17 protein-coding genes are annotated in these 14,350 nt (G+C 71.9%); 6 read left to right on the top strand and 11 right to left on the bottom strand.

The window, feature by feature from the left end; genetic code table 11:
• Positions 1-4 precede the first annotated feature (4 nt).
• Together ACN28F_RS07530 and ACN28F_RS07535 are read right to left on the bottom strand one after the other, a co-directional pair.
• Positions 5-784, bottom strand: a complete 780-nt coding sequence (locus tag ACN28F_RS07530; protein ID WP_421357318.1) for an electron transfer flavoprotein subunit beta/FixA family protein — start codon at positions 782-784, stop codon at positions 5-7.
• A gap of 169 nt (positions 785-953) precedes the next feature.
• A complete protein-coding gene (locus tag ACN28F_RS07535; protein WP_421357319.1) occupies positions 954-1,358 on the bottom strand; it encodes a hypothetical protein in 405 nt (134 codons plus the stop codon).
• Between the two features lie 33 nt (positions 1,359-1,391).
• Here ACN28F_RS07535 and ACN28F_RS07540 point away from each other — a divergent pair, with 33 nt between their 5' ends.
• From ACN28F_RS07540 to ACN28F_RS07550, 3 genes are read left to right on the top strand one after another with little or no spacing between them, the layout of a single operon-like run.
• A complete protein-coding gene (locus ACN28F_RS07540) occupies positions 1,392-1,781 on the top strand; it encodes a YidH family protein (RefSeq protein ID WP_289207336.1) in 390 nt (129 codons plus the stop codon).
• Positions 1,774-2,076 (top strand): DUF202 domain-containing protein, encoded by a 303-nt coding sequence (locus tag ACN28F_RS07545; RefSeq protein ID WP_289207337.1) that lies wholly within the window; start codon positions 1,774-1,776, stop codon positions 2,074-2,076. The genes ACN28F_RS07540 and ACN28F_RS07545 overlap by 8 nt, the downstream gene beginning before the upstream one ends.
• Positions 2,077-2,112: 36 nt before the next feature.
• On the top strand, positions 2,113-2,580 hold the full coding sequence (locus tag ACN28F_RS07550; RefSeq protein ID WP_289207338.1) for a PLD nuclease N-terminal domain-containing protein: 468 nt from the start codon (positions 2,113-2,115) through the stop codon (positions 2,578-2,580).
• A gap of 33 nt (positions 2,581-2,613) precedes the next feature.
• Here the strand turns inward: ACN28F_RS07550 and ACN28F_RS07555 are convergent, their stop codons facing one another.
• The 4 genes from ACN28F_RS07555 to ACN28F_RS07570 form a co-directional block, all read right to left on the bottom strand.
• Entirely contained in the window at positions 2,614-3,441 is an 828-nt protein-coding gene (locus tag ACN28F_RS07555) for an ABC transporter permease (protein ID WP_421357320.1), read from the bottom strand.
• Positions 3,438-4,475 carry an ATP-binding cassette domain-containing protein gene (locus ACN28F_RS07560; protein ID WP_289207340.1) on the bottom strand — a complete coding sequence of 346 codons (1,038 nt, stop codon included), beginning with the start codon at positions 4,473-4,475 and terminating at the stop codon, positions 3,438-3,440. The genes ACN28F_RS07555 and ACN28F_RS07560 overlap by 4 nt, the downstream gene beginning before the upstream one ends.
• Before the next feature lie 90 nt (positions 4,476-4,565).
• Complete coding sequence (locus ACN28F_RS07565; protein ID WP_421357321.1) at positions 4,566-6,188, bottom strand: acetolactate synthase; 1,623 nt, start codon at positions 6,186-6,188, stop codon at positions 4,566-4,568.
• A 141-nt stretch (positions 6,189-6,329) separates the two neighbouring features.
• Positions 6,330-7,097 carry an enoyl-CoA hydratase/isomerase family protein gene (locus ACN28F_RS07570; RefSeq protein WP_289211063.1) on the bottom strand — a complete coding sequence of 256 codons (768 nt, stop codon included), beginning with the start codon at positions 7,095-7,097 and terminating at the stop codon, positions 6,330-6,332.
• 73 nt (positions 7,098-7,170) lie between these two features.
• Here ACN28F_RS07570 and ACN28F_RS07575 point away from each other — a divergent pair, with 73 nt between their 5' ends.
• On the top strand, positions 7,171-7,794 hold the full coding sequence (locus ACN28F_RS07575) for a DUF6232 family protein (protein ID WP_421357322.1): 624 nt from the start codon (positions 7,171-7,173) through the stop codon (positions 7,792-7,794).
• 71 nt (positions 7,795-7,865) lie between these two features.
• Positions 7,866-8,666 carry a hypothetical protein gene (locus ACN28F_RS07580; RefSeq protein ID WP_421357323.1) on the top strand — a complete coding sequence of 267 codons (801 nt, stop codon included), beginning with the start codon at positions 7,866-7,868 and terminating at the stop codon, positions 8,664-8,666.
• Positions 8,667-8,892: 226 nt separating this feature from the next.
• On the opposite strand, the gene ACN28F_RS07585 is transcribed toward ACN28F_RS07580, so the two are convergent.
• Complete coding sequence (locus tag ACN28F_RS07585) at positions 8,893-9,918, bottom strand: RNA-guided endonuclease InsQ/TnpB family protein (RefSeq protein WP_421357324.1); 1,026 nt, start codon at positions 9,916-9,918, stop codon at positions 8,893-8,895.
• Between the two features lie 155 nt (positions 9,919-10,073).
• Between ACN28F_RS07585 and ACN28F_RS07590 the strand changes: the two genes are divergently transcribed.
• Positions 10,074-10,607, top strand: a complete 534-nt coding sequence (locus ACN28F_RS07590; protein WP_289207345.1) for a hypothetical protein — start codon at positions 10,074-10,076, stop codon at positions 10,605-10,607.
• 71 nt (positions 10,608-10,678) lie between these two features.
• Here ACN28F_RS07590 and ACN28F_RS07595 read toward each other — a convergent pair whose 3' ends face one another.
• The 4 genes from ACN28F_RS07595 to ACN28F_RS07610 form a co-directional block, all read right to left on the bottom strand.
• The gene (locus ACN28F_RS07595; protein ID WP_282226062.1) at positions 10,679-11,086 is read right to left on the bottom strand and encodes a YccF domain-containing protein; all 408 of its coding nucleotides are present in this window, start codon (positions 11,084-11,086) and stop codon (positions 10,679-10,681) included.
• 95 nt (positions 11,087-11,181) lie between these two features.
• A complete protein-coding gene (locus ACN28F_RS07600) occupies positions 11,182-12,072 on the bottom strand; it encodes a ribokinase (RefSeq protein WP_289211064.1) in 891 nt (296 codons plus the stop codon).
• A 55-nt stretch (positions 12,073-12,127) separates the two neighbouring features.
• Positions 12,128-12,961: an ABC transporter ATP-binding protein gene (locus ACN28F_RS07605; RefSeq protein WP_289207346.1), complete on the bottom strand. Its 834-nt coding sequence runs from the start codon at positions 12,959-12,961 to the stop codon at positions 12,128-12,130.
• 75 nt (positions 12,962-13,036) lie between these two features.
• Positions 13,037-14,212 (bottom strand): ROK family transcriptional regulator, encoded by a 1,176-nt coding sequence (locus ACN28F_RS07610; RefSeq protein WP_289207347.1) that lies wholly within the window; start codon positions 14,210-14,212, stop codon positions 13,037-13,039.
• Positions 14,213-14,350 lie beyond the last annotated feature (138 nt).

The following is a 14,350-nucleotide window of genomic DNA, read 5'->3' on the forward strand; positions in this document are numbered from 1 at the left end:
CCGCTCACACGAACTTCTCGGACGCCAGGAACTGGACCAGCCGTACGCCGCCGTCGCCGTCGTCGACGAGCTTCTCCCCTGCCGAACGCGGCGGACGCTTGTGGTGGTCGACGACGGTGCTGGTGGCGCCGTCGAAGCCGACCTCGTTCGCGGCGACGCCGAGATCGGCCAGGGACAGGGTCTGCACCGGCTTCTTCTTGGCGGCCATGATCCCCTTGAACGACGGGTACCGGGGCTCGTTGATGGTGTCCCAGACCGAGACGACGGCCGGGGTGGCGGCGCGGACCACCTCGTAGCCCTCCTCGCTCTGCCGCTCGACGGTGAGGGTGCCGCCGTCGACGGTCAGTTTGCGGGCCCCGGTGAGCGCGGCGATTCCGAGCCGTTCGGCGAGCATGTGCGGCATGACCTGCACCCGGCCGTCGGTGGACTCCGCACCGCAGAGGATCAGGTCGGCGTTCAGGGTGGCCAGCGCGGTGGCGAGCACCTTCGACGTGGCGACGGCGCAGGAGCCGTGGAGTGCGTCGTCGACGACGTGCACGGCCTTGTCCGGGCCCATCGACAGCGCCTTGCGGATCGACTCGGCCGCCCGGTCCGGGCCCATGGTGAGGATGGTCACCTCACCGCCGTTGGCCTCCTTGAGCCGCAGCGCCTCCTCGATCGCGTACTCGTCCATCTCATTGATCACGTTGTTGGCCGAGCCGCGGTCGACGGTGTTGTCGTCACCACGTAGGGCGCGTTCCGCGCCGGAATCGGGCACCTGCTTGACGAGTACGACGATGTTCATCGCGCTTCGACACCCCTCCTGTAGGTGGTGCTGTTTGCCGCTCTCGGCGCAGCCTGCCGCTTACCTTAACGATCGGTCAACCGAGCAGCGGTGTGGAATGTCCCACGGGCTATGTTACCCGCTAGTAGCCAAGGGCGAAACGTCACCACCGCCCGGGCCGGACGACAGGTCAGGAGGGGTCGGCCAACGCCTGGGTGATCTTGTCGATCATCTTCTGCTCCGCCGGGTCGACCCCGGAAGCGGCCCGCGCCACCCGGTCCACCGCGCCGAGCACCGTCGACCGGTACTCGTCCAGGTCGTGCGGGGACTTCGCGGTGAGAACGGCCACCGAGCGCCGCAGCAACGGCAACACCAGTCCCTCCACCGCCGCCGGCGTGTCGCGAGGAAGTTTCGGCAGCTCACCGCTGGTCAGTATGTCCTTGACCAGACCACTGGCGCCAGCGAAGGCGTCCGAGGCGGCGAAGCTCTCCCGCACCATCGAAAAGATCCCCGGGTCAGCGTTCGACACCAGGTAGACCGCGCCGAAGGCCCCGGTCTTCAGAGTGCTGCGCTCGTCATCGGTCAGCTCCGCCACAGTCGGTGAGTCTAGTCGTCGATAATCGGCCAGGTGTGGAGTGCGCTGCGCCAATGGTTCGATCCCAGCCAGACCCGGCAGGTGGGTACCGCGCCGGACTACCGGTTCTCGTTGGCCAACGAACGAACTTTCCTGGCCTGGATCCGTACCGCCCTGGCCCTGGTCGCCGGCGGCCTGGCCGTCGCGCAGTTCCTCCCGGAGCTGTCCGTCGCGCACCTGCGGGAAGCCCTCGCCGTCATCCTGATGCTGCTCGGCGGGGCCGTGGCGGTACGGGCGGTCGACCACTGGGCGCGCACCGAACGGGCGATGCGCCTCGGCGCTGAGCTCCCGGCGTCCCGATTCCCCGCTTTCCTGGCCATCTGCGTCGGTATCGGAGCCGCTGTCCTCACCGTCGTCGTGGTGATCGAGGCCGCCCGTGGCTGAGCCGAACGATCCCGGCCTGCAGCCGGAGCGGACCCGACTGGCCTGGCGGCGCTCCGCCCTGGCCCTGACCCTGGTCGTGCTGCTGACCGTCCGGTTGGCGATCGACCGGGGCGGGCCGGCGCTGCTCGCCGCCCCGGCGGCGGTCGTCGGCTGGGCCACGCTGATCGGCTACGCCTACCGCCGGGCACGCGGGCCACGCCGGCCCGCCGCCGGACAGATCGGTGCCGAGGTGCCGCTGCTGGGGCTGGTCACCGCCGGTTACGCCCTGCTGGGTGCACTCCTGATCCTGCGCTGACTAGGCTGCGCCGCCGCAGCGGGGCATCATTGCGGGATGGCCCGCGTGTTCATCGTCCTCTTCATGCTCCACGTCGTGCTCATGGCAGTGGCGTTGATCAGCTGCCTCTCGGCTGAGAAAGGTGAGGTCCGCGCCCTGCCCCGTGCGCTCTGGGTGCCGGTCATCATTCTCCTCCCCTTACTCGGGCCGGCTGCCTGGTTCCTCAGCCGCCGGCCCGCCTTCGGCAGCGGTGCACCGCTCACCGGCCCCGGCCGACCAGGGCCGACGACGCCACGTAACCGCCCACTCGCCCCCGACGACGACCCGGAGTTCCTTCGCGCTCTCGACGCCGAGCAGTCGAAGCAGGACCGGGAGCTGTTCGAGCGGTGGGAGGAGGATCTGCGTCGTCGCGAGGACGAGATCCGCCGGGAGGCACAGACCCGGCAGCCCGACGAGCCCGGTCCGGAGACCGACACCCACAGCCGGGACGCCGCCGACCGGGAGGACCGGCGCCCCGAGCAGTGAGCGCACCGGGTCCGCGCCGGCGGCCGACGCGGGTCAGGTCCGCCGCTTGAAGCGGGCCAGGGCCAACGGTGCGAAGACCACGGCGATGCCGGCTGCCCAGAGCAGGGAGTACGCGACCGGTCCGGCGGCAGCCTCACCGCCGAGCAGCCCCCGCAGCGCGTCGGCCAGAATCGTCACCGGGTTGACCTCCACCCACGCCTGTAGCCAGCCGGGCATCGTCTCGGTCGGGACGAAGGCGTTGCTGGTGAAGCTGAGCGGAAAGATCACCATGAAGCCGAAGATCTGCACCTTCTCCGGCTCGCTGACCAACACCCCGACCAGCACCGAGATCCACGAGGCGGCCAGGGTGAACGCCAGGATCAACGCGAACGCACCGAGCAGCCCGAGCAACCCACCGCCGATGCGGAACCCGAGGATCATCCCGACCCCCAGCAGCAGCGTCACCGACCAGGCCTGCTTGACGGTGTCGGCGAGAATCCGCCCGGCCAGCGGTGCCCACCGTGCGATCGGCAGCGACCGTAGCCGGTCGAACACGCCCTTGGTCAGGTCGGTGTTCAGGCCGAACCCGGTCGTCATCGTGGCGAACAGGGCGTTCTGCACGATGATGCCGGGCAGGGCGAAGGTCAGATAGTCCCCCGGGGAACCGGCGATCGCGCCACCGAACACGTATGTGAACAGCAGGACGAACATCAACGGCTGGATGCTGAGGTCCAGCAGCTCCATCGGGTTGTGCTTGATCTGCACCAGGCTGCGCCAGGCCAGGGTGCCGGTGTGGCGTAGCCCGGCGACCGGGCCGACCCACTGTGACCCGGCGGGACGTCGCGGACCGGCGGTGGTCGCGGTGGTCGCGGTGGCGGTCATCGGATCTGCTCCATCGTGGCGTCGGGTCGTGGCCCGGACCCGGTCGGGGAGGTCCGGTCGGTCGGCTGCTGGCCGGTGGTGGTCTCGGGACCGGTGCCGCCCGGCTCGGCCCGGTGACCGGTCAGCGACAGGAACACCTCGTCGAGGCTCGAACCCCGCAACGCCAGCTCGCCCACCTTGACCCCGGCCTCGTCGAGGCGGCGCACCACGGCGGGCAACAGCTCGGAATCGGCGGTGCTGACCGTCACCGTCGTCTGCGACAGCGCCGGCTCGTTACCGGACAGCTCCCGGAGCGTGGCCAGCACCGTCGGCAAGGTGGTCGGGTCCGTCGGACGCACCGCCAGCACCTGTGCCCCGGTCTTGGCCTTCAGCTCCTCCGGGGTGCCGCTGGCGATGACCCGGCCGTGGTCGACCACGGCCAGCTCGTCGGCGAGCTGGTCGGCCTCCTCCAGATACTGGGTGGTGAGCAGCACCGTCACACCGGAGGCGACCAGGCCACGGACCAGCTCCCACAGCTCGTTGCGGCTGCGCGGATCCAGACCGGTGGTCGGCTCGTCGAGGAACAGCACCTGCGGCCGACCCACCAGGCTGGCGGCCAGGTCGAGCCGGCGGCGCATGCCGCCCGAGTACGTCTTCGCCGCGCGGGACCCGGCGTCGGTGAGGTGGAACTCGGTCAGCAGCTCACGGGCCCGGGACCGGGCGTCGGCCCGGGACAGCCCGAGCAGCCGACCGATCATGATCAGGTTCTCCGTACCGGTCAGCGTCTCGTCGACCGAGGCGTACTGACCGGTCAGGCCGATCACCTGGCGGACCTGGTGGGCCTGGCGCACCACGTCGAACCCCTGGACCCGGGCCTGCCCGGCGTCCGGCTGCAGCAGGGTGGCCAGCACCCGTACCGCGGTGGTCTTGCCGGCACCGTTCGGCCCGAGCAGCCCGAACACGGTGCCGGTCCGTACCGCCAGGTCCACCCCGGCCAGGGCGGTCGTCGGACCGAACCGCTTGACCAGCCCTTCCGCCCAGATCGCGTGCGACATCCCCGCTCCCGTCATTGGTCTCCGCACACAATGAACGACGGGTATGACATTCCGCCACGCATTTGCCGACCCGGACGGGTCGGCAACCCGTCAGGCGAGGTTCGACGAGCGGGGGTACGCGTCGGCCGGGTCGGTCAGCACGTTGACCAGATAGGGCACGCCGGCGGCGAACGCCCGGCGCAGCGCCGGCCCGATCCCGTCGGCCCGGTCCACCGTCTCCCCCGCCCCGCCGAGAGCGCTGACGATCTCGTCGTAGCGCAGTCCGGGCTGCAGGTCGGCGGCGACGTCGTAGCCGTACATGGCCCGCATCGGGTGCTTCTCCAACCCCCAGATGCCGTTGTTGCCGACCACGATCACCACCGGCAGCTGCTGCCGTACCAGCGATTCGACGTCCATCAGTGAGAAGCCGGCGGCGCCGTCGCCCATCAGCACGCACACCTGCCGGTCCGGATAGGTCAGCCGGGCACCCATGGCGTACCCCATGCCGGTACCGAGGCAGCCGTACGGGCCCGGGTCGAGCCAGCTGCCGGGCACGGACGGTTCCAGATAGCGACCGGCGTACGAGACGAAGTCGCCGCCGTCGCCGATGGTGACGGCGTCCGGTTCGAGCACCGCGCGCAGCTCGCCGTAGATCCGCCCCGGCCGGATCGGGTCGCTGTCCGCGGCGAGTTCGGCGGCGTCGCGGGCCTTGGCCTTGTCCTCGGCGGCGCGCAGGTCGGTCAGCCAACCGGAGTGGTCGGCCCGGTCGCCGCCGTGGTCGGCCAACGCCGACAGGATCAGCCGCAGGTCACCGGCGGGTGACACCGCCGGCTGTACGTGGGTCGCCCGCTGGCTGGGCGCGTCGACGATGTGCACGACCTGGGCGGCGCCGAAGTCGCCGAAGCCCAACCGGAAGTCCAGCGGGGTGCCGATCACCGCGACGACGTCGGCACCGCCGAGCGCGACCCGCCGTGCCTTGGCGAACGCGAGCGGGTGGCCTGGCGGCAGCGCTCCCCGGCCCATGCCGTTGGTGAAGACGGGCACCTGCAGCGCCTCGGCCGCCTCCCGCAGCGCGGCGACGGCGTCGGCGGCGTACACGTCGGATCCGGCGACGATCACCGGGCGGTGCGCGGCGGCGAGCAGCCGGGCCGCAGCGGCGACGTCGTCCGGGTCCGGTTCGATCACCGGCACCGGCGCGGCGACCGGGGCCGGCAGGTCCGCGGTCGAGAAGATCACTTCGAGGGGGAGGTCGAGGAAGGCCGGCCCCCGGTGCGGGGTGAGCGCGGCGGTCAGCGCCGCGGCGACCGCCGCCGGGATCTCCTCGGTCGAGGTGACGGTGGCGGCGTGCTTGGTGACCGGGGCGACCAGCGGTACGTGGTCGATCTCCTGCAGGCTGCCCGATCCCCAGCGGAACGCCGGCGCGCGACCACCGAGCACCAGCACCGGAGCGGCGTTGAAGAAGGCGCTGGTCAACCCGGAGATGCCGTTGGTGACGCCCGGCCCGGCGGTGAGTGCGGCCAGCCCGGGACGCCGCTGCAGCTTGGCGATCGCCTCGGCGGCGAAGACGGCGGTCTGCTCGTGCCGGACGTCGTAGATCGGGAATCCGGCGGTGTGTGCGGCGTCGTAGAGCGGGAACAGGTGACCACCGGAGAGGGTGAACAGCTCCTGTACGCCGTACGCCCGCACCGCGGCCAGGGTGAGTGCCCCGCCGTGCCCGTCGATCCGTTCCACCATCGCCGATGCCTCCCGTCGATCGGGCCGGGCCGATCGACCCGGCCCGTGCAGGTTACCGCCCGGTACACAAGGCCGGCAGGCCGGCAGCGCCGTAGGCCGGCAGCGCCGGGCCGACATCCTTCACCGGCAGCGGGCCGGGGCTCAGCGGCCGGTGAAGTCCGGCTTGCGTTTGGCGACGAACGCGGCCATGCCCTCGGCCCGGTCCTCGGTGGCGAACAGGCCGGCGAAGAGCTGGCTCTCCCAGGCCAGGCCGGAGCCGAGATCCATCTCCAGGCCACCGTCGATGGCCAGTTTGGCCGCCTTCACCGCCTGGGCCGGGCCGGTGACGAAGGGACGGACCAGGTCGAGCGCCGTGGCGTACACCTGGTCGGCCGGGACGACCCGGTCGGCCAGCCCGATCCGCTCGGCCTCGGCGGCGTCGACCATCCGGCCGGTGAGGATGATGTCCTTGGCCCGGGCCGGACCGACCAGTCGGGCCAGCCGCTGGGTGCCGCCGGCACCGGGGATGACGCCGAGTTTGATCTCCGGCTGGCCGAGCTTGGCGTCGTCGGCGACCACCCGCCAGTCACAGGCCAGCGCCAGCTCACACCCCCCGCCGAGGGCGTAGCCGGTGATCGCCGCGACCACCGGCTTGGGGATCCGGGCGATCGCGTCGAACGCGCTGGACAACCGGGCGGCCCGCGCCGACATCGCCACGTACGACATCTCGGCCATTTCCTTGATGTCGGCACCGGCGGCGAAGACCTTGTCGCCGCCGTACACCACGACCGCCCGGACCCGCTCGTCGTCGGTGACGGTCCGCGCGGCGTCGCGCAACTGCTCCTGTACGGCCGCGTTCAGCGCGTTCATCGGCGGACGGGCGAGCCGGATGGTGGCGACGCCCTCCTCGACCCCGACCTCGACCAGCATCGGACCGGACACGTCAGACCTCCCGTCGTCGCGTTGTGGGACAGCCTACGACGATCACCGGAGAGTGGGTAACGTGATCCACAAGCGTGAGGAGGTAGCCGGGGTGTTCACCTACTACGATGACAAATCCGTACGGATCACCTCCGTCGAGTTCCGGTCCGACCAGCAGCGGTACCCGCTGACCGAGGTGGACCGGATCTGGCAGCGGCGCGGTGCCCGCCACTGGCGGGCGTACGCCGGTCGGGGCATGGTCGGCATCGCCTTCGTCGCCCCGGTGGTCACCGCGATCCTGGGGCTGGTCACCGCGCTGAGCATCAACGCCTCGCCGACCGTCACCATCGCACTCGTCGGCGGCTCCATCCTGGTCGGACTGATCGTCGTCCCGCTGGCCGACCTGCTGCTCGGGCTGCTCGACGACTCCTACGACCGGGGCGCGCACCAGCTCGAACTCTGGGCGCAGGTACGTCAGACGCCGGTGCTGCTGGTGTCCAGCCGCGACGCGCTACGGATCGGGCGCATCCACCGGGCGCTGCGCCGAGCCGTCGAGGCCGCGTTGGAGGCCGAGGCGACCGGCTCCGCGCCCGCCCGGGCGGTAGCAGCGAAACGACCGACCCGCCAGTTGACCGCCGGACAGCCGCAGCGGCAGACACGGCAGGCACAGCCACAGGCACAGCGGCAGCCGCGTCGCCGTACCTAGACCGGCTGCGACCGGGACGATTCGCCTCCGCTGGCGAGCGGATGGTGGCCGATGGGCCGCACAATGGTGGGATGCCCTTCCCGCTGCCCACGCCGGCGAGCCTCTACGCACTGACCAGGTCCACGGTCGGACAGGTGACCGATGCCGTCACCGGGACTGTGAGCGGCACCGTGAGCGCGGCGGCCGGAGTGGCCGGTCGGGCCACCAGCCAGGCCGGCCAGGCGGCAGCACAGGTCGGGCAGCTGGCCGCCGGGTACGCGGCGGTGCCGGGCCGGGCGTTCGCCGTACTGGACGAGATCGAGGCGCTGGTGCAGCGGGTCGGCACGGTGGTCGACCGGGTCGAGGTGCTGCTGGAACGCAGTGAGCGGGTGGTTGAGGAGACCGAGGAGGCGACCCTCCGGGTGGAGTCGATCGCGACGGCGGCCACGACGGCGGTGCAGGCGGCGACCCGGGTCGCGGCGGCGGCGGAGACGCTGCTCACCGACGCCGACCGGGTCGCGGTCGGGGCGAGCCGGGTCGTCGGGCGCAGTGAGCAGATCGCCGACCGGTCGGCCGAACTGCTCGGCGAGTTCGAGCCGGCGTTGCGGCGCGGTGCGCCGATGGCCCGGCACTTCGTGGAGCAGCTCAGCGAGGACGAGGTCGAGGCGGCGGTACGGCTGGTCGACGAGCTGCCCCGGCTGACCCGGCACCTCACCGCCGACGTCCTGCCGATCCTGGCGACCCTGGACCGAGTCGGGCCGGACATTCACAGCCTGCTGGAGGTGACCCGGGATCTGAAGCTGGCCGTCGCCGGCATCCCGGGGTTGAAGATGCTGCGCCGGCGGGGCGCGGACCGGCTCAGCGAGGAGGAGGAGCCGCCGGCGACGAGTTGACCGCCGCGCCTACCCTGCCCGGTTTGACTTCCTCCCCGCCCTGAAGGACGGGGATTCCCTTGGTCACCCTCGGGGTTTCCTGTTTCACCGACGACCGCCCCGTCCGAGAGGAGGACTCCCGGTGAGGTCTTACACCGCCTCCACAGGCAATCACGGAGAGCCCCTCCGCGAGGATGTTGCGTGCCGCGTTGACGTCCCGGTCGTGGGCCTGCCCGCACCGGCAGGTTCACGACCGGACGGCCAACGGCATCCGGTCAGCGATGGCGCCGCAGGCGGAGCATCGTCGGGTCGACGGGAACCAGCGGTCGACTACCACCAGGTCCCGGCCGTACCAGTCCGCCTTGTAGGTCAGCATGGTGCGGAACTGCCGCCAGGCCGCGTCGGAGATGGCGCGGGCCAGACTGTGGTTGGCCATCATGTTGCGGACGGTCAGGTCCTCGATCACGATCGTTTGGGTGTCACGAACGAGCCGAGTGGTGAGTTTGTGCAGGTGGTCGTGTCGGCGGTCGGCGATCCGGGCATGGATGCGGGCGACCTTCAGCCGTGCTCTGGCCCGGTTCGCCGAGCCTTTGGCCTTGCGGGCGAGGTTGCGTTGGGCGCGGGCCAGCCGATCGCGGTCGCGGCGTTCGTGCCTCGGGTTGGGGATCTTCTCCCCGTCCGAGAGGGTGAACAGGCTGTCGAGGCCGGCGTCGACCCCCACCACAGCAGTGGTGGCCGGCAACTGTTCGATCCGGTCGTCGCAGAGCAGGGCGACGAACCAGCGGCCCGCCGGGTCCTGCGACACCGTCACCGTCGACGGCACCGCGCCCTGCGGGAGTGGCCGGGACCAGACGATGTCCAACGGTGCGGACATCTTCGCCAGGGTGAGCCGGCCGTCGCGCCAGCGGAACGCGCTGGTCGTGTACTCCGCCGACCGCCGCGACCGCTTCTTCGACTTGAACGTCGGATACCGGGCCCGTTTCGCCCAGAAGTTGGTGAACGCGGTCTGCAGATGCCGCAGCGCCTGCTGCAGAGGGACGCAGGAGACGTCGCCGAGGAACGCGAGTTCGTCGGTCTTCTTCCACCCGGTCAGCATCGCCGACGACTGGTTGTAGGTGATCCGTTCCTGGCGTTGGGTCCACGCCTCGCTGCGGGCGGCCAGGGCCTTGTTGTAGACCAGCCGGACACAACCGAACGTCCGGGCGAGCTCGGCGGCCTGCTCCGGGGTGGGGTAGAAGCGGTACCTGAACGCCCGCTTCACGGTCCTGGACACAGTCCACAGTCTAACAATCCCGTCATGAGCCCAGGGGATGGCGTGTAGGCGGACGCCGATCCGCCCCGGCGGCGGATCGGCTATCCCTGCCCTGCTCCCTAGGGGTTCCGTTTCCTCTCTGACCTGAAGGCCGAAGTATCCACGGAAGGACTCTGATGACTGGATCGAGCATCGGGCGCGGCACTACGATCGGCGGTGTGCTGGCCGCGCTGGTCGCGACGGCGGCGTTCGGTGGCTGCGGGGTGGTGGGCACCGGTGCGGGTCGCGCCGCCGACCGTACTGTGGACCGGGCCGCCGGTGACCCCGGCGGCGGGGACCGGGACGTGCGCACCTTGAGCGCCGCCGAGGTCGAGGCCAACGCCAAGGTACGGCTGCCGCCGGGCACGGTGCTGTTGTCGACGTCGTTCGCCAGCGCCCTGGACTGGCACCTGACGGCGATGTTCCGCATCCCCGGCGACGAGCTGCCCGGGTTCCTGGACGACAGCCGGTTCCCCGCTCCCGAGCCGGGGTTGCGGGCGGTGCGGACCGCCGATCACCCCGGCGGCGACACCTGGCGGCCGGACGACGCGGTGTCGGTGTCCGGCATCGACCAACGCGACGAGCCGGTGGACGGGGTGTTCCGGACGGTGCTGCTCGATCTCGACGCGCCGGACGAGGTGACGGTCTACCTGGTGGCGTTCACGACCTGACCCGTCTCACCGGACGTCAGGGGCCACCCGCCGCAGCGGGACGACCCGACGCCGCCCCGACCGCCGACGCGTCAGGCGCTGACCAGGCCGGGCCGACGTAGGTCCTCGACGTCGACCACCTCGCGCCCCAGCGGCCAGAACGCGGCCGGCACCAACTTGAAGTTGGCGATGCCGAACGGGATCCCGATGATCGTCAGGCAGAGGGTGATCCCGGTGACGATGTGGGTGAGCGCCAACCACCAGCCGGCGAGCAGCACCCAGAGGATGTTCGCCAGCCCGGAGCCGATCCCGGCGCCGGGCTTGGCCACCAGCGTCCGACCGAACGGCCAGAGGGAGTAGTAGGCCAACCGCAGCGAGGCCACCCCGAACGGGATCGTGACGACCAGCACGAAGCAGATCAGCGCGGCCAGCCCGTACGCGACGCCGAGCACGATGCCGCCGCCGAAGAACAACCAGAGCAGGTTGAGAATGACTCGCATGACTCGATGATCCCGTACCCGCGCCACCCGCCGCCGGCCAATGGCTGCGACACCGGCGCGGGCGCTGCGGCGGGCGCTTCCGCTGGCGCGGGCGCTCAGCCGGCCAGGGCGTCGATCTCGGCCCGCTGCGGCAGCGACACCGAGGCCCCCAACCGCCGTACGCAGGCCGCCCCGGCCGCCGACGCCCACCGTACGGCCGACACGAGGTCCCGGCCCTCGCCCCAGGCGACGGCCAGCGCACCGGTGAACGCGTCACCGGCGGCGGTGGAGTCCACCGTCTCGACGGCGAACGCCGGCACGTGCTCATGGGTACCGTCCCGGTCGACGTACCAGGCACCCTGCGCACCGAGGGTGAGCACCGCACGGCGTACCGCGGTCAACAGTGCCGCCGGGTCCTCCTGACCGGCACCGGCGATCGCCCGGGCCTCCGCGTCGTTGACCACCAGCAGGTCGACGGTGTCCAGCAGTTCGGCGGGCAGCGGCCGGGCCGGCGCCGCGTTCAGGATCACCCGGGCACCCGCCTGCCGGGCGGCCGTGGTGGCGGCCAGTACGGTCTCCAGCGGGATCTCCAACTGCGCGACCAGGACGTCGGCCGCGCGGACCGCCGCCAGCTCCGGTTCGGTCAGCCCGTGGAACGCGGCGTTGGCTCCCGGAGTGACGACGATGGCGTTCTCGCCGGCCGCGTTCACCATGACCACCGCGACCCCCGACGCGCCGTACACCACGCGCAGTTGCCCGGTGTCCACGCCGGAGCGTGCCAGTCGGCCGGTGAGGGTGACCCCGAAGGCGTCCGAACCGACCGCGCCGAGGAAGACACAGTCGCCGCCGGCCCGCGCGGCGGCGATCGCCTGGTTGGCACCCTTACCACCGGGGACCATGACGAAGTCGCTGCCGAGCAGGGTCTCCCCCGGTTGCGGCAGTCTCGGCGCGGTGGCCACCAGGTCCATGTTCGCGCTGCCCACCACCGCGATCCGGGGACGCGGCACGGGAGCCGGCCGGGCACCGGCGTCGGGTGCCGGCACGGGTTCGGATTCCACCGGCTCAGGCGGCCCGGGCGGTGTAGCGCGCACCGACCCGGTCCAGGACCAACGGCAGACCGAACGTCTTGGACAGGTGCTCACCGGTGAGCGTCGCGGCAAGTTCCCCGGCGGCGACCACCGCGCCCTGGCGTAGCAGCAGCGCGTGGGTGAAGCCGGGCGGGATCTCCTCCACGTGGTGGGTGACCAGCACCAGCGCCGGGGCGTGCGGGTCGCGGGCGAGGCCGCCGAGGCGGCCGACGAGGTCCTCGCGGGCACCGAGGTCGAGGCCGGCGGCCGGCTCGTCGAGCAGCAGCAGCTCCGGGTCGGTCATCAGGGCGCGGGCGATCTGCACCCGCTTGCGTTCCCCTTCGGACAGGGTGCCGTACTCGCGGGCGGCGAATCCGCCGACGCCGAACTGGTCGAGCAGGTCCCGGGCCCGGTCGGCGTCGAGGGCGTCGTAGCTCTCCCGCCACCGGCCGACCACCGACCAGGCGGCGGTGAGCACCACGTCGAGAACCCGCTCGGTCGCGGGGATCCGCTCGGCGAGCGCCGCCGTGGTCAGTCCGATGCGGGTACGCAGCTCGGCCAGGTCGGTGCGGCCCAGCTGCTCGTCGAGGACACGTACGGTCCCGGTGGTCGGATGCATCCGGCCGGCGGCCAGGCTGAGCAGGGTGGTCTTGCCGGCACCGTTCGGGCCGAGGACCACCCACCGCTGCTCCGGGCGTACCTGCAGGGTGACGTCCTGCAGCAGGGCCGTGCCGGAGCGGGTCACGCCCACGGAGTCGAACTCGATCACCAGGTCGTCTGCAACGGTAGGCACCGGACCATCCAACCACGCCGACTGGCGGACCGGCACCGGGCCGCGTCGGCGGTGGCGCGGGCCACCACCCGGCCCGGTCGGTCCGGCGGGACCCGCAGGACGGAGGTCGGTTCAGGCCACGGTGGAGGCGAAGACCTCGTCGCGGACGGCGTCCAACGCGATTCGCAGCGCGCCCTGCAGGACCGGCTCGTCGACCACCTCGGTGACCACCACTCGGGGGGCGACCAGGGTGATCGCGGCGACCTCGTGCTGCACCCGTTCGGCGAGCGCGCTGCCGCCGGCCCGGCCGACCTCACCGGTGAGCACGACCAACGGTGGGTCGAGCACGACGCAGCTGCTGGCGACACCGAGGGCGAGCCGGCGGGCCAGCTCGTCGAGGAACGGGCCGCCCCGGGTGCCGGCGGCGATCGCGGCCTGGACGGCCTCGCCGGCGCTGGCCGCCCGGAAGCCGTGCTCGCGGGCCACCGCCCGGACCGCGTCCGCCCCGGCCACCTGCTGGAACGCCGGCTTCGCGCGACGCGACACGTCGCGGGGAATGGGTGCGCCCGGCACCGGCAGGTAGCCGATCTCGCCGGCGGCACCGGTGCTGCCGTGGTGCAGCCGGCCGCCGAGCATGATCGCCAGGCCGACGCCGACACCTGCCCAGACCAGCACGAAGTCCGGTACGTCGCGGGCGGCTCCGGCGTGGGCCTCGGCGACGGCGGCGAGGTTGACGTCGTTTTGGAACACGACGGTGGTGTCCAGGTCCTCGCGCAGGGCGGCGAGCAGGCCGCGGTGCCAGCGGGGCAGGTTGTACGCGAAGGTGATGTCGCCGGTGCCCGGGTCGACCAGGCCGGGGGTGCCCAGCACCACCCGCCGGACGCTGGCGAGCGGGGTGTCGGCGCTGCTGGCCGCCTGGACCACCGCGCGGTGCACCACGCCGACCGGGTCGTCGGTGTCCTTGGTGGAGTGTTCGACGGTTCCGGTGACCGCGCCGGTGATGTCGGCGCAGGCGGCGACCACCCGGTCCGGGCCCACGTCGACGCCGATCACGTGTGCGCTGCCCGGTTGTACGGCGTACAGCTGGGCGTTGGGTCCTCGCCCGCCGGCCTGCTCGCCGACCCGGGTCACCAGCCCGCGCCCCTCGAGTCGTTCGACCAGTTGCGACGCGGTGACCTTGGACAGGCCGGTCAGCTCGCCGAGCTGCGCGCGGGTGAGCGGCCCCCGGGCGATGAGCAGTTCCAGCGCGGCCCGGTCGTTGAGTGCGCGTAGCAGGCGGGGTGTGCCGGGCAGGCGCGGAGAACCCATGTGTCGTCCTCTAGTTTTTAGGAAAGTTAACTATTATCTTGGTTAACCTAGCGGAAGTAGCCGTAGCGTAGTCGGCGTCGACACCCTCAGCGGTCGGTCGACCCGGCAGACGCGGGCAACGACAGTGCCTGCCCGGTG

The organism is Solwaraspora sp. WMMA2101 (genome assembly GCF_049179175.1).
Taxonomy (GTDB): Bacteria; Actinomycetota; Actinomycetes; order Mycobacteriales; family Micromonosporaceae; genus Micromonospora_E.